Genomic DNA, 24,657 nt, shown 5'->3' on the forward strand with positions numbered 1-24,657 from the left:
GAAGAGTTGAAACCTATGCATCTATTTTTTAAATTCATTAACGGTTTAATACTTGCTAGTTTGTTAACTGCTTGTCAGTCCACTAGCCAACAACAAAAGCTCAATCCCGAAGAAATCAAAGAACAGACCGGACAATATTTAAAAATCTATGCATTTAGGGAAGATTTTGATCAATTTTTAAGTTTTTATGCAGAAAATGCGGTGGTTGAAGATGTTATTCGCGGTGAACAAGTGAACGGATTAGCCGCCATAAAAAACTTTTTTAATTGGGATGACAACGAGTTTTCTATGGGCAACTCGGTAACTCACTTAGTGACCGAGCAAATTAGCGTTACGGGTAACCAAGCAATAATCCAAGGTTACTTTATGCCATTTGAATATGCAGGCGTTACGTTAGGCCCATGGCGCTTTATCACCCGTCTAGAATTTAACGAGGCGTTAAAAATAAGCAAACAAACAGATTGGATAAACTACACGCCAAAAGTTATTTTTAACGACAGTCCAAACGCCAACTTGAAGCTTAAAATACCCAGCTATTATTTTTTAAACCCAGCAAATTCTAAATAATCTAAATAATCTGAATTCTGGATAAAACAATTGTTATTCAGAACTCAGTTTAAAAATCAATAAATACTAATGAGATTGAGTAGAACCAACATGCTGTTTATATTCTTTATGCATTCGATATAACTGGGCTCCTAATAATACAAACAAGCTACATAAAATAACTAAAATTTTCTGCTCGGCTGTAAGCTGTGGTACCAATACAAGCAATAATGCGGCAATAAAAATTGGCGTTAATAATACTAACAACCATAATAAACGCGCATTGGTTTTTTTAGGTTGGCTGTGCTCAGCTAAATTTTTATAATCCATTTTAAAAGTCCTTATTTACAGTTTTACTTACTAACACGTAAGTTAACTAAATCCTTAGGCTTATGCTCATAGCCACATTTAACAAATTTAAATTATAATTAGTTAAATATACTTCAGCTTCAGTTTATTAAGCCCTTGCTTTTAATTTAGACAATGCTTGCAAATAATGCGAATCAATCTGGTGTAAAATCATTCACTTTTCGCACTAGCCTAGTTAATGCTGTTGAGGATTTTTTGTTTTCAAAGTTACTGCCCTCATCAAATTGGACGGCCCACACATAATTTGCTGAATTTTGATTAAAAACCGGTGTTGATGTCCAATAGTCTTCCGCTTTCATAGTGGGAAATAAATCAAGGTTTGCTGCAGGCGCTGCACATTGGCGCTCAATAATTGACATCAATTCTTTAAGATTGGGCAAGCGCCAATCGCTAAACCCAGCAATTTCAGTTTGTGAGGCTTGTTGTAAACTATTTTGCCATTGGGCATCGCTCGCACTGCCGCTACAGGTTTTTAAACTCTCGTTCCAAGATTCTCCTAAATTACACATGCTCCACATTAAACCTGTGCTTGTGTCCGTGACTATGCCCTGCTCTTCATCAATTACAAATTCATCTGCGTTTACAGTCGCTTCAACGCTGTCGCTACAAAATGCAAAGCCAAATGAGCTATACAGAGCTGACATTAAAATTGTCGCTAAAAAGGTTTTATTACACATATTATTTCCTATCAACTTATTCACCCTTTTTAATTTATTCACGAACCAATAAAACAGCGGCTGCATTTCGTTTTTTATAACTTTCTTCATTACCGGTTGATAAATTGACGGCCCAAGCTCTTGGTGCATTTGGCGTTGCTGGATTTGACACTCCAAATAAACTCGATGTTTTTGTCCAGTAAGGCGTATCTACTTTCGCGTGATTAGGCCACAGTTGTGTTTCATCCGCACCCAGCGCCAGTTTATCGGTGACTTCACCATAATTTAAAATAGAAATAAGTTCTTTAACTGTCGGTAATCGCCAATCATCGCCCCCACATAAATTAGCCGCATTAACAGCATTAACGTAAGCTTGCGTATTACACTCGGCTAAATTTGCATTAATAAAACACTGAGCTTGAATATCTGCATCTGTCGGCGAACTGCTCACGCCTTCGTCGCCGCCATTTGTATTACCCGGTTGGTACCAAGTAAAGGTATGAGTATGAGAACGTATGCCTGAATCTGTTTTAATTTCCCAAATCAGGCCGGTCACATTATCTCGTATGCAAGCAGGTGTACCTGAGTTAATTTCTTCCCCTGAATCGTTAATTAAATCAAAATCAAACCCTAATTCACCTTCACCATTTTTAGCTAATTCCCCATTTAAATTTGCCCGATCTCGGCCTATTTCGGCATCTTGATTAGGATAGTTTCCTGGGCAATTACCAATGGCAATATTATTACTGTCGCCATCCGCACAGCGGGTAATACCCGTATCGTTAATGCCATCAAACATTGAAATGGGCAATACAGTCACAGTGACAAAATCTGAATTTCGGCGTTCACTTAATAGGTTTTTCGCGGTGAATTTAAGCTCAAAATGACTAGCTTCTGCCACATCCGGTGCTTGAAATTGAATTCTGGCTTTGTCTGTCCCTGCAATATCTAGCGGAATATCACCAGAGGTTTGAGTCCATAAAAATTCATTATTTTGGCCATTTGAAACTGTCCCAGTTAACGTTACAGATTGCTGTTGATACACAACAAGGTTGTGGCCTGCATCAACCACTGGCGCGGAACGATTTTCGGGTAAAATATCAATCGTAATGCTTTTAGGGGATACACCCCCATTAGTATCTGTTACTTCTAACCGAAATTCTAAAATAGCAGATTGACTGCTCCAGTTAATCAGTTGGCCGTCGGCAATTAAACCTAGTGCGGGTGTAACCCCTGCCTCAATTGGAAAATCAGCAATAATGCCATCATCAGGTAAGCCAGTTAAACTCACACCTGAGATTTGCTCAACCCTAATTTTAGCAGACTGAACCAGTTCACCATCTTCTGCGTCTAACCAAGTTGCATCAAAGCTAAAGCCCTTGCCTGAGTCAATAACTCTGTCTGAATCATCTACAGTTAAATCAATAATAGGCAAAGTATTGTCTGAGATAATATTGAGAATAATTTGATCATTAGCAGTTTGTCCATTTGCATCAATCACTTTTAGCGTTAATAAAACAGAATCTAATTGAGTTTGGTCGTCTGGCAAAGTAAAAGTGATATTGGCAGTATCCGTTTCAGATAAAGCGCTGTTATATTGCTCAGGCTGGGCCGACCACATGTAAGTAAAAGGCGGGTTAATGCCAGTCACTGTACTATTAATTTCCACTTCACCGCTTCCAATTGGCAAATTTTTATCATCACCCAAAGCAACCCGTAACGCATCATCCGGCGAATTAGGTTCTGTATCCTTGCTTTCTAGCGAACCAGAACAACCGGCAATCATTGTCACCAAGCAAACAATATATGCCGCAAAGCGCCATTGAGTACTTATTAATTTAAGCTGACTTAACATCATAAAATTCAAAACCGTCAAAAAAACATCAATGCGAGATGAAAGAACACACGATTTAGCCACTTAAGTAGCCAAAAGTGCACCTAATTTGTCTAATATAAATTTATTTAGCAAAATTCATTCCATGTAAATTATTTTTTGTATATTTTACGTTAAATTTAATCTTCGCGATTCTCATCAAAATTTGCTAATCTCGAAAAGTTAAATTCACGTATTACAAAGGCGTGTTTATCTTTGTTTATAATTTGAGCTGCGAAAAATTGTCTTAGGGGCAAGGCAGAAATAATGCAAAGATTCACACGCTCTAGTGATTAGATTCCCTAATAAATATAACTAAAACTCGTGGAATATAAGCTTGATAATGAATCCGTTAATGAAACTATTACTTGTTAATAGCCACCCTGAAAAAAGCAAAAAGCTACTATTGCATATTGAAAAAACGAAAGTTTTTGAAGTTATTCAAGTATCCAGTGCTCAACAAGCGATAAAATGCTTACGCCAACAAGTTATTGACGTGATGGTATCTGATATTGATATTGATGGCTTTGACGGTTGGCGCTTATCCAGAATGGTACGCTCAGGTATTTTTCAAACCAATGAAAATATCCCTATTATTATTGTCGCTTCAACTTGGTGTGAGCATATTGCTGAAACAACAGCCCGCGAATTTGGTATTAACTATATGCTGCCTTTTCATGAACTTGAAAAATTGCCCCAAATTTTAGCTGATGCAATTTCGTCTGATTTAAAGCAAAACAGCAAAGTTAGTTTATTGGTCATTGAAGACAACGAAGAAATTCGCGAAATTATCGAACGAATTTTAAAAAATCGATTTAGTATTGAAATGGCCGAAACCGGTGAACTAGGTCTAGCGTTATGGCGACACAAAAAACATGACATTGTATTGCTTGATGTCATGTTACCTAAAATGTCAGGTGAGCAAGTACTTGATATCATGTTAGCAGAAAACCCAGTTCAGCCCGTGATTGTAATGACAGCCCACGGAAGCACCGAACTAGCAGAAAAAATGATTATTCAAGGTGCTGCCGATTTTATCAACAAGCCATTTAGGGCTGAACAACTTAGAAAAGTGTGTGATATCGCATCACGCCGTGAAGATTTTATGATTAGCAATCAGCAATTTGCTAATAAAGTAAATGAGTTAAAACAAAGAGAAATCGCATATCGTCAAATTTCACGTACCCATGCTCAACTACTTAATAATTTAAGCACGGCAGTATTAGAGCTAAATGAACAAGGGCAGATTCAATTTTTTAATAAAGCTTGGCAAAAACTAACTGGGTTTTCAGCTAGCGAAAGTGAGCAAGAATACTTTACCCACTTTCTGCACGATAAATTAGATCGCAGTCCAAATTCAACTCAAGCAAAAATAGATCAATTATTAAGTTTTAATGTTGAGCACAGCGCTTTAGAGTTTCAGCTAGCGCATAAACAAGGCCACGATATATGGGTAGAAGCCAGATTTAGCGCAACTCAGTCTGAGCAACAAAAAGTCACTATTACCGCAACTATAGATGACATCAGCAAAAGAAAAACAGCAGAGTTTCAGCTAGAGCATTTAGCCCTACACGACCCATTAACTGGTTTACATAACCGCTATCATTTTGATAGTGAATTGGGTCGTTTAAGTAATGAATCAAAAAATGAGCAAACGAATCATGCTCTGCTATATATCGACCTCGATCATTTTAAAGTGATTAATGATTCACAAGGGCATCACCAAGGTGACATTGTGTTACGTGAAGTTGCAAAAGTGATTGAAAATAAAATACGTGCAAACGATTTGTTATGCCGCATTGGGGGCGATGAGTTTGCCGTATTAACTCACGATACCAATACCCTAGAAGCATTTGAGTTAGCCGAATCGATTTGCCAAGCAATTAAACAAAGCCATTTTCAATTTAACGAACAAGTTTATAAAATTAGTTGTAGTGTGGGCGTGGTTTCTGTCAACGGTCTTGAAGAAAACAGTCACGAATATTTAAAGCAGGCTGATATTGCTTTATATGTTGCCAAACATCGTGGCCGCGATTTAGTCCATATTTATTCAAGAGAAGATCAAGACAGTGAAAAACTAAGAGACACCATAGAATGGATTCATCAACTACAGCAAGCCATTATTAAAGACAATATCATTTTTCACTTTCAGCCAGTTGTTGAAATAAAAACCGGTCAAATAGCTTATTTTGAAGCCTTAGTCCGACTAATTATCGCAGGTAAAGTCATTTTTCCCGGTCATTTTATTCCGTCACTTGAACGTGCTGAAGACATCAAGTTACTCGATCATCAAGTTATCGCTAAAGCTATAAAAACGTTAGCTGACTATCCGCAACTCACCAAACTTGCGATAAACTTGTCGGCTCATGCATTTAGTGATGAAAACCTACTGCCATTTATTGAGCAAAAATTAGCTCAATATCAAGTTCATCCAACCCGATTGATTTTTGAACTAACCGAAAGCGCGAGTTTAAGTAATTTATCAGCGACTCAGCGAATGATTGAGCGTTTAACGCTCATTGGCTGTGCGTTTTCAATAGACGACTTTGGCACGGGTTTTAGTACATTTAGCTACCTTAAAGAACTACCAGCTAAAAGCGTTAAAATTGATGGTAGCTTCGTCAAAGATATGAAAAAAGATCCAATAGACAAAGCTTTGGTTAAAGCTATTTACGACATTTCAAAATCGTTAGGCAAGCAAAGCGTGGCTGAATTTGTTGAAGACAGAGAAACATTAGAGTTGTTAGCTGAATTAGGAGTTGACTATGCACAGGGTTACTTTATCGCCCGTCCGGTTCCAATTGAACAAGCCTTAGCGATAAAGCCTAATCAATGGCTGAATTAAGCTGATATAAATAATGTAAATCTCTAATAAAATTAAGCATGAGTTCGAAGTTCTACAGTACACGAACAATTTTTAAGATGTTAATTGACAAAAATAGGTGGAATAATAAAGGCTCGACTTGCATTATTTATCTATTACTCTTGAATTGCTAAACATTAGCAATTCATTAAAATATCACTCAAAATTACAAAAGTAACCTGTTTATGTACGCCATTAATCCAAATTTTCGGTGCCAAGTACGCCTTGTTGGTATAGAAAAAACGCCAGTTATTATTTTAGACCAGGTGTTAACGTCGCTAGAACCAGCAATTAACTATGCCGTTAGCCAAGCCAAGTTTAAGTCAGAGCAACAAACCTATTATCCGGGTATGAGAGCAACAATAGACCAAGCGTATCAGGACTTAATTGTGCCTTTTATTCATTCAATTATCACCGAATACTTTACTGTTCCTCAACCACACAAAATAGCACTAGATGCTGGTTACTATTCGCTAATCTGCCGCGCAGAATCTATGTTAAAACCAGAACAATGCATACCGCATTTCGATAGTAAAACCGCTAATTATTTTGCGATTACTCATTATTTAAACCCAGGCGATTTTAGTGGTACGGCTTTTTATCGCCACCGCCAAACCCAGACCGAAACCGTAACTGAGCAAAATGTAAAACTCTATTTTGATTCGCTTAATCAATATGTAGCAAACCAAGGTATGCTCCAGCAAAAATACTTTAGTAAATCAGATGAAATATTCGAATTAATTGAGCTCGTACCTTATCAAGCCAATCGAATGTTAATTTACCCAGGGGCTTTACTTCATTCGGCCTTTGTCGATGATGTCAGTAAAAATGTGATAATCGATCCTAAAAAAGGCCGTTTAACCGCAAATTTATTCATTGAATTAACCAATTAAACGAATAAGTGCTTTTTCTGAGTTCAATATATACTCACATTGCGCTAACTAAAAGCAAGTTTCCACTGGGCCAGTTTTTGTTCAAATGTCATACTGGCATGGGCAGGGCTCGTTGAAGGCATAACTTGATGCTTTATTTGAACCGCCCAGTCGGGTAAATAAGGCATGACTTTTTGCTTGTATAAAGTCGCTGCTTTTTGCCCATTAAATAGCAACATTTCAATATTTTCATATTGTTTAAAACAAGGTTCAAACTGGTTTACTTCTAGCTCACTTCTTTTAATCGCTGAGTCTAAGCTACCTTCTCGATAACAACTTGCAATTACATCCCATAACCCAACGCCCGCCCGGTTTAGATTTTTAATTTTTTCTGGATAAGGCAGTTGTGGATCAAACCCAAATATATCGGCCATAATAGGCCAAAATGCATTTCTTGGGTGAGCATAATAAGATTGTTTTTCCAGTGAAATAACACCCGGCATACTCCCCAGTACTAGGAACTGACAATTTGGTGAAATTTGTGCGTTAAAACATTCTGCTTTTGTCATTTTGTCTCTTATTAGTTTTATCTGATCTTTAATTGTTTGGTCTTCGGCTTAACAATCAAATTAACAATTTAAAATAATAAAATTTGCTATAATTTTAGCCTTCCCAGCTTGTATTTTAGCTTTCCAGCCATATATCTTACTCACTTAAATAAAAATTAACATTTAATGAAACTCATTGAAAGATAATGAGTCAGACAGTCATTAGTTAACCTGAGTCCAATTGAATTAATACATTTGGTCTTAAATGGCGTGACACTTAAAATTTCATTAAACCATTTTCATTAAACGATAAAATAAAGAATAATATATATGGCAGCAGAACAATTTTCTCAACTAAAAACCTATTTAGATTCTCAAGTCATTGGCCAGCCAGAATTAACCGAAAGTATGTTAATTGCTTTATTAGCCGATGGCCATTTATTAGTAGAAGGCCCTCCAGGCTTAGCAAAAACCCGAGCCATTAACGCTTTGGCAAATGGCATAGAAGGTGATTTTCACCGCGTTCAGTTTACACCAGATTTATTACCGGCCGATTTAACAGGTACCGACATTTATCGACCAGAAGATGGTACTTTTGTTTTTCAACAAGGCCCTTTATTTCATAATTTAATTCTTGCCGATGAAATCAACCGAGCGCCAGCTAAAGTACAATCTGCTTTATTAGAAGCGATGGCAGAGCATCAAATTACTGTGGGTAAAAAAACCTACCCACTACCCGATTTATTTTTAGTAATGGCAACCCAAAATCCACTTGAACAAGAAGGGACTTACCCACTGCCAGAAGCACAGCTCGACAGATTTTTAATGCATTTAGAAATTGCTTATCCAGGGGCTGAAACTGAGCAGGCTATTTTAAAATTAACCCGCGGTGAAGCCATTAACGACAGTAAAATAGTTGCCCCGCAGCTTAATCAACAAGCTATTTTTGAAGCACGTAAGCAAGTGCTACAAGTTTATATGGCGGATGAACTAGAAAGCTATTTAGTTGACTTAATCATAGCAACCCGACAACCAGAAAAATACGATGATCAATTAAAACAGTGGATTGCTTATGGCGCTTCACCTCGCGCAACTATCGCATTAGATCGTTGTGCTCGAGCAAAAGCTTGGTTAGCCGGTCGCGACTTTGTGACCCCTGAAGATATTCAAGCCGTATTTTATAATGTATTAAGACATCGCTTATTGTTAAGTTACGAAGCTGAAGCTGACGGAATTGAAGCTAATGATGTTCTTAACCATATTTTAAAACTGGTTGCCGTTCCTTAATCATATTAAGTCATCATGATAAAAAAAATACATCCGCACTTGGCTTGGTTAAAACAGCTAAAAGCCAATGGGGTTAATGCTGCTAAACACGAGTTACTTTATTATCGTGGTAAAACTGCGTTACTCAAAAATTTAGCCCCTAAACAAGCCCAAAAAGCGCATTTGTCTGGTCAGTATGTATCTCAACATAAAGGCCGTGGCATGGAGTTTGATGAAGTTCGTCACTATCAACCCGGCGATGATATTAGAATGATTGATTGGCGGGTAACCGCTCGTACGGGTAAAACTCATACAAAGTTATTTAGAGAAGAACGCGAACGGCCCGTTTTTATTTTGACTGACTTGTCTGAATCAATGCAATTTGGTAGCCAGCTTTTGTATAAATCGGTGCAAGCCTCTCATTTAGCTGCGCTCTTAAGCTGGAATATAAAACAACGTGGAGATCGACTTGGAGGGTTAGTGTTTAGCCATCAGCAGCATGTTGAGCTTAAACCAAAAAGTCGTCAATCGGGCGTATTACATTATATTCATGCACTTGACGCTTTAACTTCAGAGCAGGCTAAAGTTACTCCTGATCCACTTGATTTTAGTCAAGCCTGCGCAAGATTACGCCGGTTGGCTAAACCCGGCAGTCTAGTGATTATCATAAGCGACTTTCAACAATTAAACGAGGCGGCCGTTAAGCAACTCAGTTTATTAGGCCAACATTGCCAGTTGCAAGCATACCGTATATTCGACCCACTTGAACTAGCATTGCCTAACGTGAATATCCGCCAAGTGCTCAAAGTTCAAAGCAACCAGCAAAATCAAAATACCAGCGGTAATATTGTACTTGGAGACAAAAAAGAAGCGCTAAAATATCAACAAGAAGCGTTAAATTTTATGCAGCAACAACAAAAACAACTGGCGCGTTGCCGTTGTCCGCTTACCGATATTTCATCTGCCCTGCCATTAGAGGAGCAGTTATAATGCCAAGCAATGCAAACTCTACTTTAGCTGCTCAGTCAACTGGCACTCAAAATACCTTGTCTCCAACAGCACAATTGCAAAATTCAGCTATCGACCCAAATGCGGCTGGATTAGCAAATCCTGCACAAGCAAGCGACCCTATGGCTGCATTTAAAGATTTACAAATGCCAGACCCGATTTCTTGGTGGCCTTTAGCTTGGGGCTGGTGGGTTGTTATTGCAATTAGCTTAATCGCTCTAGCTGCATTTATTTATTTTTTAGTTCAGCATCAACAAAAAAAACGCGCTAAAAAACAAGCAATTAAACTGATTAACCAATTGCCAGCCAGTGCCACAACCATTGAGTTAAATCAATTGTTAAAACAAACCATGTTAAGTTATTATCCTCGCCAGCAAGTCGCACAGTTAAGTGGTAAAACTTGGTTAACCTTTTTGCTTGCCCAGCTACCGACGGCTAAAAAAGCTACATTTAACCAGTCACTTTCGCAATTTAGTCAGTCACTTTATCAACCGAATAAATTAATCACTAACGATGATAAAATGCTAATTACTCAGTATATTAAGCAAATAAAAATCAAACAAGTATCTACTAAAAACACCATTAACAATGAGCTTTCAGGGGAGGCAAAACATGTTTGAATTTGCTTGGCCTCTCAGCTTTTTTTTATTGCTATTACCATTTTTAATGCGATTATTACCCGCGGTGCAAAACCAGCAGTCAGCTGCATTAAAAGCACCTATTTTAAATTTCCATCAATTACCAAATGCGCAAAATACTGCGCAAAAATCTAAAGTTAAATTATTTTTTGCAAGCCTAATATGGATTTTATTAGTGACAGCTGCTGCGCGTCCACAATGGTTAGGAGAGCCAATCAACATGCCGACCGAAGGCCGTGATTTAATGTTGGCGGTTGATTTGTCTGGATCAATGCAAATTGAAGATATGAAAGTACAGGGCCAAACCGTTGATCGCTTAGTTATGATTAAAAGTGTTATGCATGACTTTATTAAACGCCGCGAAGGTGACCGACTCGGGCTTATTTTGTTTGCAGATACCGCTTATCTCCAAACTCCACTTACCTTTGATAAACAAACCGTCACACAAATGTTAAACGAAACTGTTATTGGTTTAGTCGGCGATAAAACCGCAATTGGTGATGCTATTGGTTTGGCAGCAAAACGTTTTGATAAAAAAGAGAAAAGTAATCAAATATTAGTCTTATTAACCGATGGTCAAAACACGTCGGGTCAACTAGAACCTATGCAAGCACTTGAGTTAGCCAAACAACAAGGTATAAAAATATATACCATTGGTGTAGGTGCAGACGAAATGATGGTCCAAAGCTTTTTTGGCTACAGAAAACAAAATCCATCACGCGATTTAGACGAAAATATGCTCAGCCAACTGGCCGAAGAAACCGGTGGCCGATACTTTAGAGCTAGAGATGCCGAATCACTTAATCAAATTTATCAAGAATTGAATAAACTAGAACCTATTAGCGATGAAAGTTTGCAGATGCGACCACTCACCGCACTTTTTTATTGGCCGCTGGCTATCGCCTTATTACTATCGGCTCTGCTTGCCGTTCAGCCCATCCTTATTAATGTTTTAAATCGAGGTTTTATAAAACATGGCTGATTTTCATTTTTTACGTCCTTATTGGTTTTTCGCACTAATCCCACTTATCGCGATTATTTGGTCATTAAGACATATCAAGCTTAATAGCTCAGGTTGGTTAAATATTTTACCTAATCATCTAGCTAATCATTTATTGGTTGGTTCAGAGCAAAAAGCGCCTTTGCCTGTATTATTAATTGCCATCACTTGGCTTATTAGCGTAATTGCACTAGCTGGGCCGACATGGCAAAAACAACCTCAACCCGTATTTGAAGCCCAAGCTGGTAAAGTCATCGTATTGGATTTATCTATGTCTATGCGATCAGACGATATTAAACCAGATCGCTTAACGATGGCTCGCTTTAAAGCCATTGAAATTGCCCGCCAAATTAAAGAAGGCGATTTAGGTTTGATTGCTTATGCTGGTGATGCGTTTACCATTAGCCCTTTAACGCCTGACAACAAAAATATTATTAACCAAATTCCAAGCTTATCGCCCGAAATAATGCCTGTGATGGGTAGCAACGGCTTATTAGCAATTGATCAAGCAGTTGAATTATTAAGCCAAGCCGGCTATCAGCAAGGTGATATTTTTTGGTTAACCGACGGGATACATAGCGATGAATATAGTTCAATTCAAAAAACGATCGCAGATACCCAATACCGCCTATTAACTTTAGGTGTAGGCACACAAGAAGGCGCTCCAATAAAGTTACAAACTGGCGAGTTATTAAAAGACGCCAGAGGCAGCATTGTAGTGCCGAAGTTGCATAATAATCAGCTCAAACAACTTAGCAAAATTAACCAAGGCTATTACCAAGACATTAGCGCAGGCGACAATGATATAGAAACACTCATTAGTAAAATGCAAAGTGCAGAAAAAATAAAACAGGAACAAGCAAAACATAAGTTAGGCGACCAGTGGCAAGAAGCTGGCCCTTGGTTTGTATTAGCGCTGTTGCCTTTAGCCGCTTATGCTTTTAGAAAAGGTTTAATTTATCTGGTCCTTGTTGGCTTTTTAAGTGTACCAACCAGCTTTAAAGTAAGCGCCAACCCGTTAGATAATGCGTTTTCAACGCGAGATCAACAAGCTTATGAAGCTTTAAAATCATCTAATTTTGAGCAAGCATCGGAGTTAGCTGAAGACAAAAAATTAAAAGCGGCAGCTTTATTTAAACAAGGCCAATACGAAAAAGCGATTGAAGCTTACGACAATTTAAACGACGCTGATGCACTTTATAATAAAGCCAATGCTTATGCTAATTTGGGTGAGCTTGATAAAGCCATTGAAACCTATGAACAGGCATTAAAACAGCAGCCTGACTTTGAAAAAGCAAAAAATAATAAAGCATTAGCTGAAAAATTGAAGCAACAGCAAGAACAGCAACAAAACTCAGATCAAAATTCTGAGCAAAACTCAGATCAGAACTCGGATCAAAATTCTGAACAAAACAATCAAGGTCAGCAAAGCCAGAATTCACAAGAGCAAAATAACGACCAAAACGGTCAAAGCCAAGATCAACAAAATAATTCAGAACAAAATCAAAGCTCAGAGCAACATTCGGAACAAAACTCTGAGCAATCACAAAACCAAGATCAGCAAAATTCGCAAGAGCAAAATAATCAATCACACCGCTCAGCCCAAGATATGGCTGAACAACAAGAACAAGAACAGCAACAAACGCAATCAGAATCTGAATCCAATGAACAAAACACTGATTCTGCGCAACAACCGCAAGCCCAACCTGCGCCGTCACAAAACGGTGAACAAAACGGTAAACAAAGCGAAAACGAACAAGTAACAGCTCAACCACGCGAGCTCACCCCTGAGCAAAGAGCCGAACAAGAAAAAAATGAAATATACCGTCAACTACTCAATAAAGTAGAAGACGATCCTTCTTATTTAATCCGTCGAAAAATGCAACTTGAATACGAAAAACGACGTAGAAGTAACGCACCTAAAGGAGTAACACAGCCTTGGTAAATCGAATGACTAATATAATAATAATTTGCGCCAGCGCTTTATTGAGTTTTAATGCTGCTGCCTTGTCTCGAGTCACTGCCAGTGTCAACGAAAATCCAATTCAACTGAACGAATCAGTCGATCTTGTTATAGCCGTTGATGATAAAGTTGACAGCGATGCTTTTGATTTTAGTGTTTTAGAATCTAACTTTCGTTTATTAGGCACCTCGGTCAGCTCTGAAACTCGAATGATTAATTTTAAAACTACCCGAATTACCCGTTTTACCACACGTTTGATGCCTAAAAAGGCGGGCAACTTAACCATTCCAGAATTTAGCTATCAAGGGATCAGTTCAAATCCTATTAGTTTGCAAGTTACCCAAAACGCCAGCTCAACTGACGACAATAAACGCATTTATGTTGAAACTGAACTAAGCCAAAACGATGTTTGGTTACAGCAGCAAGTCACCTACACCACCCGCTTATTTCTCTCTGTTCAAATCTCAAGTGGGAGTTTAACGCAGCCAGAAATTGAAGGCGCTTTGGTTGAACAAGAAGGCAAAGATAAAGAGTACGACAAAATTATTAATGGGGTGGCTTATCGCGTAATTGAGCGAACTTATAAAGTTATTCCACAACGTAGTGGTCAGTTTTCTATACAAAGTCCAGTATTTCAGGCAGAAGTGGTCGAAAATGCTCGTCGCCAATTTGGCTTTAACCGCACCAAAACAATTTCACGTGTCGGGCCTGATCAAACTTTAAATGTAAAAGCCATACCTAATCATTATGTCGGCCATTGGTTACCGTCTGAAATGGTCATGCTAAACAGTGAACTTGAGCCAAAACAGCAAGAATATTATGTCGGGGAACCTATCACCCGCGTCATTACTTTGTCAGCGCTAGATGTAAGCGAAGAGCAGCTACCTGAGATTAATGCTCAATATCCGGCTGATATTAAAGTGTACCCGGATCAAGCTGAAGTCAGAACTAATTTAAGAGGGGATCAATACATTTCACAACGTGTAGAGACTCAAGCGCTTATTCCGAGTCAAGCCGGCAGCGTCACGTTACCCGCTATAGAAATAACCTGGTGGAATACCAAAACCGAAAAAATGCAAACAACTCAAGTTGATGCGCAAACCATTAACGTGGTCGCAAATCCTAGTATGGCGTCGACGCCAACTCAACCCGCTCAAATTATGACACCGCCAGCCCCGAATCAGGCTGATACAGAGTTATCTAATTCAGCCGAACCAGATACACAAGATGATAGAACCCTAACACCGGCTTCGCCCGCCCCCGTCAGTGCATGGTCATTAAACTATTTAGTTATTTTATTCGTAAGTCTATGGTTAATCACTTTAGGTGGCCTATTGTGGGTCTTATTTAATAAACAAAAAGATAAATCTGATGTAGGCCACGTCAACGATCACAGCCAATCAGAAAAACTAGCTTGGTCTAGATTACAAAAAGCTTGTCAAAAGAATCAAATTGAACAAATTCAAACTCAATTGCCAATATGGGTTGCGGCAATTTACCAAACCCCAATTGCCACAAGCCATCAAGCATTAGCACAATTAGATAATCCAAACGTGAACGAGCAAATAAATGCAATGCAAGCCAGTCGATTTTCACCGCAAGGTAATCATTGGCAAGCGCAAGCCTTGCTGATAGAGCTTAAAAAAATCCGCCAAACCCAACTTACTAAACAGCAGCCTAATACTCATTTAGCCAAACTTAATCCATAACGTTTGCTGACTTTGGTTCAATTTAATGGTGCACTTAAACAAATATCTTTGCTTGAGTGCACCATGGTCAGCTAAACTCTAACAAAGCACCTTTCCTTAAAAAAATGGCTACGCCTATGATTGTGGATTTTTTACGAAAGAAAAAGCCAGCTTGTCAGGTCAATTCTGATATGAGCAAAAAACAGTTCAAATACGAAGCACTAGTACAGGCTTACCATAAAGATATTTACCGATATGCTTTTTGGTTAACTAGAGATCAACACATTGCCGAAGATATCACGCAAGAAGCTTTTTTGCGTGCATGGCGTAGTTTGGATAGCTTACAAGATGATAAAGCCGCAAAGTCTTGGCTAATTACCATTTTACGCCGTGAAAATGCCAGACGATTTGAACGTAAACAATTTGATATGGCCGATGTAGAAACCCAATCAATTGTCGACGAACATAGTTTAACAAACGAACAAAATACCGAACAAGCTTGGTTGCGCCGCCAAATCAATCAATTACCAGCTGAATACAGCGAACCACTGTTAATGCAGGTAGTCGGTGGATTTAGTGGTGAAGAAATTGCTGACTTACTCAACCTAAACAAAAACACGGTTATGACAAGATTATTTCGAGCTAGAAACATGCTAAAAGAAGCTGTTGAAGCGCAACCTAGAGTAACGAGGTCTTCTAATGGATGATTTAGAATTTAGACGACAATTATATGCATCTCCCAAAGAGCATAATAGCGAGGTTAAACAAGCCATTTTAGCTGATCCTAACAAACGTCAATTTGCAGATGAAATGCTGTCATTTGAACAAAAATTAGAGCAAGCTTATCAAGTCGATGTGCCGGATAACTTAGCCAGTAAAATTATTTTAAAACAAACCCTTGATAAACATAAGCAAAATGATAAAAAACGTAGTCGTTGGCATCTTGCAATTGCAGCTTCAATAGCCTTTATGGTGGGTTTGAGTTTAAATGTAGCTCAGGTTAATTTACCTGGATTATCAACTAACGCCACCACTGAGTTAACTAATTTAATGTTAGAGCACACGCATCAGGATATTACCCGCCATTTTCAAAGCCCACAGGCCATGCAAAATGCTCAGGTAAGCTTAGCTAGCATTAATCAAAAGTTAAGCCTTTATGGCGCTCAATTAAACGATTCTTTTGGTATTGTTCGCTCGGTTAATTTTTGCCAGTTGAAAAATATACGCGCCTTACATTTAATTGTTCAAGGGAATGCAGGTTTGGTTAATATTTTTATTATGCACCCAAATCATTCAATGTCTGAACTGCCCGATATAAAAGATGATTTGTACAAAGGAAAAGGGCAGCGCTACCCTACTGCCGATCTAATGTACATTAGTGATAAACAAGAAAACTTAAAACAAATTCAACATCAGTTTGAACAACAACTCAAATGGCAGGCTTAGGCTGCTGTTTGAGTTGATTAGAGCAACGCAATAAAGGCATCGATTGCCGGTGTCATTTGCGCTCTGGTGATAAATACGGTTTCGCCAGAATCTATTCCTTTTATCAACTGGTAGTGGATATCAAACATTTGATAAACCGAATGTGCAATTCCGGTACTCACAATTGCACATCCAATCCCCTGTTTTACCGCGCTCACTAAATGAAACAATGAATCTGTTTCTAGCAAAATGTTAAAATCTAATTCACTTTTTGCCAATGCATTATCAATGTACTGCCTAAATTGCATATTTTGACTGAGCAAAACTAATGGCAACAAATGTAAATCAACTAAGTTCAGCTGGGCGTTAACATTAGGTAACTGAGCTGGTGTAATTTTCTTTATATTTGTGTTTAAATTTTCTGCAAACAAGACCGCCATTTGAGGATTGCCTTGCGGGTAAACATTAAAATGTCGATACTGCACCTGAGTTAAACCATCATTAAAACCTAATCCTATATCTATTTGATGCTGCTCTAATTGAGTAATGAGCTCATTATTGGTCGTCACATTCAGCTTAATTTTCATTTGAGGATAATGCTGATTAAAACGCTGAATAATTGGCATTATATCTACATTAGACTGCGGCACTATTCCAATGCGCAACTGGCCACTTAAAGTGCCATTAAAAGCGGTTAGAGCTTGTTTTAAAGCAGCTTGCTCCTGCAAAATTTTTTCAGCATACGCCAACACAATTTGGCCTGCTTGAGTTAAGGCAACAAATTGACTCCGCCGAACAACCAGCTCCGTACCCATGGTTTTTTCTAAATTAGCAATACTGGCAGATAAAGTAGGTTGCGTAACATGACAAGCCTTAGCGGCTTTAGCAAAGTGTTTGGTTTGTGCCAGTTCATAAAAATAATTTAACTGTTTAATATTCATTTTATTGTTTACGGCCGTCGCTGTGTTGAATTTGGGGGTTAAAAATTACAGTCATTAATCTATTAAAATATATCATAATGATAGATTTTATCTATCAGTCTATCGATATCTTTCATTGGTTTTAGCTGGCCGAATTAACTAAACTTAAATCAAATTATTTGACCCTTGGATCAGATGACACAACATAATCCGCCAACCTACAAAGTTAACTCTAACCTTTGCCATTTAGTGGAAGAGGTCGCAACCGCCATCAACATTAACGGAATTAATTATGCCGTAATGATGATGACGCCTGATGATTATGAAGACTTTGCAATAGGTTTTTTACTAACCGAGTCTATTATTGCTCATATTTACGATGTGCATGACATTAATTTAAGCCCTTCTTCGCAAGGAATGAATATAGAAATCACAGTCGCAAACCGTTGCTTTGAAATGCTTAAACACAATAAAAGGCAACTAGCAGGTAATACTGGATGCGGTATTTGTGGCGTAACGGCTATCAAACAAGCTTTACCCAAATTCCCTAAATTGAGCCCCAAAGCACCCGTTCAATTAACGAATTTATCTCACCTAAAACAACAAATGCAGCAACACCAAATAAAAGCGAAAACCACAGGCGCAATACACGCAGCATTTGGCTTAAATGCACAGGCGCAAATTCAACTTTGTAGAGAAGATTTAGGTCGTCACAATGCGTTAGATAAACTCATTGGTGCTATGCTACGGCAAAAACAACGCTGTGAGTCGTTACTCGTAACCAGCCGTTGCAGTAGCGAATTAATCAATAAAGCCATTTTATTTGGCGCCCAAAACTTAATTAGTTTGGCTTCACCCAGCCGACTAGCGGTTGAACGTGCGCTCGAACATAACTTAAACCTAATCCATATCCCAAAACAGGATTCAGCGATTATTTATTCTAATATGCAACCCCCTTCATCAAATGGAGCAATTCATGTCTAAACTACATAAAAAACCTCAAAAAGCCGGCGGATTTGCTTCAGTTCAGTCTAGTTTTAAACATGTGTTACAAAGCCACAGAGCAAAAGATAATATAAAAAATTTACTACGAGTAAACCAAACTGATGGTTTTGATTGCCCCGGATGTGCTTGGGGTGACAGTAAGGAAGGCAAATTTCAATTTTGTGAAAATGGCGCTAAAGCCGTAGCTTGGGAAGCCACCAACAAAATTGTCGACTCTGCATTTTTTGCAAAATATTCCGTTAAACAACTTGCCCAAAAAAGTGATTACTGGCTTGAATATCAAGGCCGTTTAGCTGAACCCATGCGCTACAATAAGCAAACAGGTCATTATGAGCCTATTTCTTGGCAACAAGCTTTTAAACTCATCGCAGATAAGCTCAACAGCTTAGAAACACCGCATCAGGCTGAATTTTATACATCTGGTCGAGCCAGTAACGAAGCCTCCTATTTATACCAGTTATTTGCCCGCTTTTATGGCACAAATAATTTGCCCGATTGTTCCAACATGTGTCACGAAGCTAGTGGTATTGCCTTAAACAAAGCCATAGGTGTCGGTAAAGGTACAGTGGTATTAAATGATTTTGACCAAGCAAACGCCATTTTTGTATTTGGTCAAAATCCAGGAACAAATCATCCAAGAATGATGAACGCACTGCGAAAATCCGCTAAAAAAGGTAGTAAAATTGTTAGCTTTAATAATTTAAAAGAAGTCGCGCTTGAAAAATTTGCCAGCCCACAGTCGCCTACAGAACTGTTGACCCCCGCCGCTACCCAAATTAGTCACCAATATTTAACCCCCAAGCTGGGTGGCGATATGGCCGCTATTCGCGGCATGGCAAAATATATAATTGAAAACGAGCCAAACGCAGTTAACCTCTCATTTATTGAACAACATACCCAAGCATTCAATGACTATCTGCAAACCATAAAAATCACCAATTGGGCCACAATTGAAATACAATCTGGATTAAGCCAAGCTGAAATTACTCAAGCCGCAAAAGTGTTCGCCAATAGTGAACGGGTTATTAGCTGTTGGGCAATGGGCATAACCCAACACAAGCATTCGGTGGACACTATTCAAGAAATTGTAAACCTACATTTGCTCACCGGCCAAATGGGTAAAGCAGGCGCTGGACTCTGCCCAGTACGCGGTCATAGCAATGTTCAGGGCAACCGCACTATGGGGATAAATGAAAAACCCAGTGCAGAATTTATTGACAACTTAGAGCGCTATTTTAAGCGAGCTTTTATACGAGAAGCCGGACATAATGTATATCAAGCTTTAAAAGCGCTAGCGCAAAAACAAAGTAAAGTTTTAATTGCATTAGGCGGCAATTTAGCAGCGGCGGCCCCTGATACAGACTTTACATACAAAGCAATGCAAAATGCAGAGCTTAATGTACAAATTAGCACTAAGTTAAATCGCAGCCATCTTATGGTGTCAACGGATGGACTTATTTTACCTTGTTTAGGTCGAACTGAATTAGATGTGCAACAGGCGGGTTTACAAAAAATAACAGTGGAAGATACCTTTAGTATGGTACACGCCTCTACCGGTATGAGTGAACCTATTTCTAAATTATGTTTGTCTGAAACTGATATTGTGGCGCAAATAGCACATGCTACTTTAGGTAATAACAAGAGCTCGCTAGATTGGCTCAGTTTACGCGATGATTATGCTAAAGTTCGAGTCTTAATTGAAAATACCATTGATGGTTTCAAGGATCTTAATCAAAAAATAGAACAACCAGCCGGCTTTCATTTACATAATAGTGCGGCCAATCTTAAATGGAATACACCCAGCAAACGTGCTCGGTTTAATGCCAGTCAGTTACCTCAATCAGTCATTTCAGATTGTTCCAGCCAAGCTAAAGCCATTAGTGCCCAAAACCAGCAAACTGTTTTTGTATTACAAAGTTTGCGCTCGCACGATCAGTACAATACAACTGTTTATGGCATGGATGACAGATACAGAGGTATAAAAGGCAAGCGTAATGTACTTTTTATTAATCCCAAAGATGCACAAGCGCTTAATTTAACTGAAGAACAGCTGGTAGATATTCAATCTATTTGTAACGATAACAAAACTCGTCAAGTAAAGAATTTTAGTTTAGTATTTTATGATATTCCCGCTGGCAACTTGGCCGCTTATTACCCTGAAACAAACCCTTTAGTACCTATAGAGAGTGTTGGTATTGATTCACAAACGCCAACCTCTAAATCGATTCCTGTTATTTTGAAAGCGACTGAATCGCAATCAATTAAGCTACAATCTTTATAGCGCTTTTAACTCGATATTTGTAGCTTGAAGTAATTTTAGGGCAAATTCACAGCTGACCAAGCTAACGTGCTTGGCAGCCGTAGATTATTATCTCCCTCTAAATAAATGACTGTGTATCTGCCCTCATTTTTCAAACTTTTACCTTAATTTACCTCAATTCGTATTAAGGTGTATTCTAACGAATTGAATGATTTAACCTTATCGCTCTGCATGGTTTCTAACGAGTATTTTTTGCGTGGCCAAGGCAAATTCACGCATCAATATCTAGCCTTAGCTTTGATTCCAACGTCGCTCTACCTCCCCTATCCATGGGATCGTATGCAAGGGAATTTAACGCGGTCCCCATGCAAAAAGGCCGCTTGAAACATATTCAGTAAACCAAGTTAAGGTTAATTTAGGCTTGATAGTACCCAATAACACAAGTTTACAAACAATTACGCAAAAGTAGCAGCAATTGAAGGTAATATTTGTTATTTTTATCTATAGTTACGATTATAAGAAGTAGAAACACAATGGATACATTGAACAAGCCATGCTAATTACCTCTAAGACCTCTTCACTCAGGCATTTTTTTGCTGGCGCTATCGCGTTTTCTACACTAATTTCTGCTATTTTGCTGTTTTTCTTAATCAATCAAGTTAAGCAAGATGTAACTAAAGAAGTTCAGCATGAAATGCAAACCCAACTGGATATGCGAAAAGATCAGCTCGAACAAGAGCTATTTCGTGCAAGACAATATGCTCGTTTTCTAAAAATATTGCCGCCTATCTCCGGTATTATAAGGGCCACAGAAAACCAAGGCGTTGACCCCAAAAATAAAACAGCCATCAGCATTTGGCATAAAAGGCTAGAAACCATTTTTAAAGGTTTTTTATTAAATTACCCTAATGTTGCCCAAATTCGTTATATTGGTGCTGCCGATAATGGCCGTGAGTTGATTCGACTTGACCGAAAAATTGACGGAATTCATATCATCAAAGATGAAGATATGCAGCAAAAAGGCAATAAAAATTATTTTATCGAAACGAGCCAGCTTAAGCCCAGCCAAACCTACATTAGTGACTTAGAACTGAATCAAGAATTTAATCAAGTAGAATATCCTTATTGGCCCACCTTTCGTTCATCTATGCCGGTTTATGATAGCAATAAGAACTTTTTTGGTTTGGTTGTTATTAATTTTAACGCCGACGATATGCTCAACCAATTAAAGAGTGAACTACCTGATTATTTATCGATGTATTTATTAAACAAAGATGATCAATTTATTATTCACCCTAATAGCCAATTCGACTTTGGATTTAATTTAAACCAGCCGGCTACATGGCAATCGCAATTTTCAACTTTACAAAACCAAGACTCGGCTTTAACTAAAGTCATTCAACAACAAACTCAGCAACCTTGGTATATCTTAAGCCGACATATAGAGCTAGACAATTATATCAATGGCCGTCAACTAAAAGTCATTGTCGCACTAAGTGATGAAAAGCTTAACCAGCTTATTTATCAGCGGGCACAAAATTCAGTTATTAGCGTTTCTATTATTTATTTGGTTATTATTATTTTATTAATGTTTTACCAAACTAATATTCGTAACAGTATAAATTTAAACGCAACTCAAGCAAAACATGCAGCTATTATTGACAGCTCGTCAGATGCCATAATTTCAATGGACAACAAAGGCATTATAAAAGCGTGGAACCATGCCGCTGTCACTATATTTGGAAACAGAATAACGCTTGAGAGCAGTACCAGTTTAGTTGATTTAACGCATGCAGATTCCCATACTGGGCCGCTAGTTGATGGCATTAAAGCGATTCAGGATGGCGAAAAACAGGCAAGTTTTGAGCAATCTATCACCACTGATAATAATATACACCGCATCATAGCCGTGACTTTATCTCCTATTTATTTAAACGGAAAGCTTAAAGGGATAGCGGCCATTATCCGAGATATAACCGAGCAAAAAGATAACGAAAATAAAATACAAAGCTTAAACAGTTCACTTGAACAACAAGTTTTAGAGCGCACCCAAGAGCTCGAAATTGCCCGTAATGAAGCCGTCTCAGCAAATCATGCCAAGAGCAGTTTTGTGGCTAACATGAGCCATGAAATTCGCACGCCAATGAATGGTATTTATGGCATGCTAAAACTGATAAAACAAGATCCATTAACTGAAAGACAGCAAAACTACCTTAAAATGGCAGAACTGAGTGCTTCTAACCTAACTGCACTCATTAACGATATTCTCGATTTTAGTAAGATAGAAGCCGGTAAACTCGATTTAGAAGAGGTTGAATTTAATGTCTTAAATGTATTAAGCGAATTAGCTGTTTCAATGGCATTAAAAATTCAAGAAAAAGGCATAGAATTTGTTTTCGACGCGGCTGACATTGAACAACAAATTGTAATTGGTGATTATCATCGACTTCAGCAAATTTTAATTAATTTAATTAACAATGCAACTAAGTTTACTGACCAAGGTGAAATTGTATTATCGGCCAGTAGTAAGATTATCGATGCCAAAACGGTTGAATTTATTTGCTCAGTAAAAGATACGGGCATAGGGATTTCAGCTGATAAACAAGCACTATTATTTAATTCATTTTCACAGGCTGATAATAGCACCACACGTAAATATGGCGGTACTGGTTTAGGTTTATCAATTACCCGACAGTTATGTGAATTGATGAACGGTGATATTGAACTACACAGCGTAGAAGGTAAAGGCAGTACCTTTACCTTTAGCTTAAAGTTAAAACGTGCAGACAAACCTAAACTCGCTGAAATTCCAACTCTAAACATTTCAAATTTAGCATTTGTGCTAATCGATCAAAATGAATCAAGTCGCCAAGCGATCAGTGAATTACTCAAAAGTTGGCATGCCGTTGTATTTGATTTTACAGATCTAGACAGCGCTGCAAAACAGTTAGAAAAACAAGCAGATTATGAATTTGTTGTATTAAATCAAAACGCGTTGGATACCACTAAAACAAAGCAACTTCAGCAATTGTTAGTTAAACAAACCAAGCCAATTGCCAGCATTGTGATGACTGATCAGAACAAACGCATTCAAAAAATTAGCGATATACAATCTAATAATTTATTTAATATTGGTAAACCTGTTGTGCCAGCTGAATTATCTAAGGTAATCGGTAAATTATTAAAAAGTCAGTCTGATGAAACTAAGCTTATTCAGCAAAACCCTTTAGCATCCCAAAATACGCAATACCAAGGGCTTTCAATCTTAATTGTTGATGATAATGAGATCAATCAAGCAGTTGCCGCGGGTATTTTAGATTCATGGCAATTAGATATAAAACTGGCCAACCACGGTGAAGATGCAATCGCTCAGTTGATTCAATTAGCTGATAAAAACCCACCACTGCTTATTTTAATGGATTGCCAGATGCCGTTGCTCGATGGCTACAGTGCAACCGAACAAATTAGAAACGGCGCTGCAGGTGAACTGTATAAAGGAATTCCTATCATTGCAATGACAGCCAGCGCAATGGCAGGTGACCGTGAAAAGTGTTTAAACAGTGGCATGAATGATTACTTAACTAAGCCCATTAATGCAGCTGAACTAGAAAAGAAAGTACAAACTTGGCTCAATATTGCGCGTAAAAGGCAAAACTGTGATTAAAGCGTGCCCATCTTTGTTTATAATATGAGTTTAGAGAAAATAAGACAAAAATTCACACGCCTAACAAAACCCAACTAAATTGAGCTTATTTAG

General features: G+C 38.2%; 19 protein-coding genes. 14 read left to right on the forward strand and 5 right to left on the reverse strand.

The window, feature by feature from the left end:
• Nucleotides 1-15: 15 nt before the first annotated feature.
• On the forward strand, nt 16-567 hold the full coding sequence (locus OLW01_RS17475; protein ID WP_268076788.1) for a Cif family virulence factor: 552 nt from the start codon (nt 16-18) through the stop codon (nt 565-567).
• A 66-nt stretch (nt 568-633) separates the two neighbouring features.
• On the opposite strand, the gene OLW01_RS17480 is transcribed toward OLW01_RS17475, so the two are convergent.
• From OLW01_RS17480 to OLW01_RS17490, 3 genes are all read right to left on the reverse strand, one after another.
• A complete protein-coding gene (locus OLW01_RS17480) occupies nt 634-876 on the reverse strand; it encodes a hypothetical protein (RefSeq protein ID WP_268076789.1) in 243 nt (80 codons plus the stop codon).
• Between the two features lie 173 nt (nt 877-1,049).
• Complete coding sequence (locus tag OLW01_RS17485) at nt 1,050-1,592, reverse strand: Lcl C-terminal domain-containing protein (protein ID WP_268076790.1); 543 nt, start codon at nt 1,590-1,592, stop codon at nt 1,050-1,052.
• Nucleotides 1,593-1,626: 34 nt separating this feature from the next.
• Nucleotides 1,627-3,429 carry an Lcl C-terminal domain-containing protein gene (locus OLW01_RS17490; protein ID WP_268076791.1) on the reverse strand — a complete coding sequence of 601 codons (1,803 nt, stop codon included), beginning with the start codon at nt 3,427-3,429 and terminating at the stop codon, nt 1,627-1,629.
• Nucleotides 3,430-3,799: 370 nt separating this feature from the next.
• Between OLW01_RS17490 and OLW01_RS17495 the strand changes: the two genes are divergently transcribed.
• Both OLW01_RS17495 and OLW01_RS17500 read left to right on the forward strand, forming a co-directional pair.
• A complete protein-coding gene (locus OLW01_RS17495) occupies nt 3,800-6,289 on the forward strand; it encodes a two-component system response regulator (RefSeq protein ID WP_268076792.1) in 2,490 nt (829 codons plus the stop codon).
• Nucleotides 6,290-6,492: 203 nt separating this feature from the next.
• Nucleotides 6,493-7,200 carry a DUF6445 family protein gene (locus OLW01_RS17500; protein ID WP_268076793.1) on the forward strand — a complete coding sequence of 236 codons (708 nt, stop codon included), beginning with the start codon at nt 6,493-6,495 and terminating at the stop codon, nt 7,198-7,200.
• A 44-nt stretch (nt 7,201-7,244) separates the two neighbouring features.
• On the opposite strand, the gene OLW01_RS17505 is transcribed toward OLW01_RS17500, so the two are convergent.
• Nucleotides 7,245-7,748: a DNA-deoxyinosine glycosylase gene (locus OLW01_RS17505; protein WP_268076794.1), complete on the reverse strand. Its 504-nt coding sequence runs from the start codon at nt 7,746-7,748 to the stop codon at nt 7,245-7,247.
• A gap of 309 nt (nt 7,749-8,057) precedes the next feature.
• On the opposite strand from OLW01_RS17505, the gene OLW01_RS17510 reads away from it, so the two are divergent.
• From OLW01_RS17510 to OLW01_RS17545, 8 genes are all read left to right on the forward strand, one after another.
• A complete protein-coding gene (locus OLW01_RS17510) occupies nt 8,058-9,014 on the forward strand; it encodes an AAA family ATPase (protein WP_268076795.1) in 957 nt (318 codons plus the stop codon).
• 15 nt (nt 9,015-9,029) lie between these two features.
• The gene (locus tag OLW01_RS17515; RefSeq protein WP_268076796.1) at nt 9,030-9,983 is read left to right on the forward strand and encodes a DUF58 domain-containing protein; all 954 of its coding nucleotides are present in this window, start codon (nt 9,030-9,032) and stop codon (nt 9,981-9,983) included.
• On the forward strand, nt 9,983-10,621 hold the full coding sequence (locus OLW01_RS17520) for a DUF4381 domain-containing protein (protein WP_268076797.1): 639 nt from the start codon (nt 9,983-9,985) through the stop codon (nt 10,619-10,621). Before OLW01_RS17515 ends, OLW01_RS17520 begins: the two co-directional genes overlap by 1 nt.
• Nucleotides 10,614-11,621, forward strand: a complete 1,008-nt coding sequence (locus OLW01_RS17525; RefSeq protein WP_268076798.1) for a vWA domain-containing protein — start codon at nt 10,614-10,616, stop codon at nt 11,619-11,621. The genes OLW01_RS17520 and OLW01_RS17525 overlap by 8 nt, the downstream gene beginning before the upstream one ends.
• On the forward strand, nt 11,614-13,584 hold the full coding sequence (locus OLW01_RS17530) for a vWA domain-containing protein (protein WP_268076799.1): 1,971 nt from the start codon (nt 11,614-11,616) through the stop codon (nt 13,582-13,584). The genes OLW01_RS17525 and OLW01_RS17530 overlap by 8 nt, the downstream gene beginning before the upstream one ends.
• Nucleotides 13,585-13,589: 5 nt before the next feature.
• Nucleotides 13,590-15,311: a BatD family protein gene (locus OLW01_RS17535; protein WP_268076800.1), complete on the forward strand. Its 1,722-nt coding sequence runs from the start codon at nt 13,590-13,592 to the stop codon at nt 15,309-15,311.
• 116 nt (nt 15,312-15,427) lie between these two features.
• Nucleotides 15,428-15,997: a sigma-70 family RNA polymerase sigma factor gene (locus OLW01_RS17540; RefSeq protein ID WP_268076801.1), complete on the forward strand. Its 570-nt coding sequence runs from the start codon at nt 15,428-15,430 to the stop codon at nt 15,995-15,997.
• Nucleotides 15,990-16,736 carry a DUF3379 family protein gene (locus OLW01_RS17545; protein ID WP_268076802.1) on the forward strand — a complete coding sequence of 249 codons (747 nt, stop codon included), beginning with the start codon at nt 15,990-15,992 and terminating at the stop codon, nt 16,734-16,736. The genes OLW01_RS17540 and OLW01_RS17545 overlap by 8 nt, the downstream gene beginning before the upstream one ends.
• A 17-nt stretch (nt 16,737-16,753) precedes the next feature.
• Here the strand turns inward: OLW01_RS17545 and OLW01_RS17550 are convergent, their stop codons facing one another.
• Nucleotides 16,754-17,656 carry a LysR family transcriptional regulator gene (locus tag OLW01_RS17550; protein ID WP_268076803.1) on the reverse strand — a complete coding sequence of 301 codons (903 nt, stop codon included), beginning with the start codon at nt 17,654-17,656 and terminating at the stop codon, nt 16,754-16,756.
• 174 nt (nt 17,657-17,830) lie between these two features.
• On the opposite strand from OLW01_RS17550, the gene fdhD reads away from it, so the two are divergent.
• The 3 genes from fdhD (at nt 17,831) to OLW01_RS17565 (ending at nt 24,564) form a co-directional block, all read left to right on the forward strand.
• Nucleotides 17,831-18,619, forward strand: a complete 789-nt coding sequence (fdhD, locus tag OLW01_RS17555) for a formate dehydrogenase accessory sulfurtransferase FdhD (RefSeq protein WP_268076804.1) — start codon at nt 17,831-17,833, stop codon at nt 18,617-18,619.
• Nucleotides 18,612-20,921, forward strand: a complete 2,310-nt coding sequence (locus OLW01_RS17560) for an FdhF/YdeP family oxidoreductase (RefSeq protein WP_268076805.1) — start codon at nt 18,612-18,614, stop codon at nt 20,919-20,921. Before fdhD ends, OLW01_RS17560 begins: the two co-directional genes overlap by 8 nt.
• Before the next feature lie 532 nt (nt 20,922-21,453).
• The gene (locus tag OLW01_RS17565; RefSeq protein WP_268076806.1) at nt 21,454-24,564 is read left to right on the forward strand and encodes an ATP-binding protein; all 3,111 of its coding nucleotides are present in this window, start codon (nt 21,454-21,456) and stop codon (nt 24,562-24,564) included.
• The last annotated feature ends 93 nt before the right edge of the window (nt 24,565-24,657 follow it).

The sequence above is a fragment of the Catenovulum adriaticum genome (assembly GCF_026725475.1).
Lineage (GTDB): Bacteria > Pseudomonadota > Gammaproteobacteria > Enterobacterales > Alteromonadaceae > Catenovulum > Catenovulum adriaticum.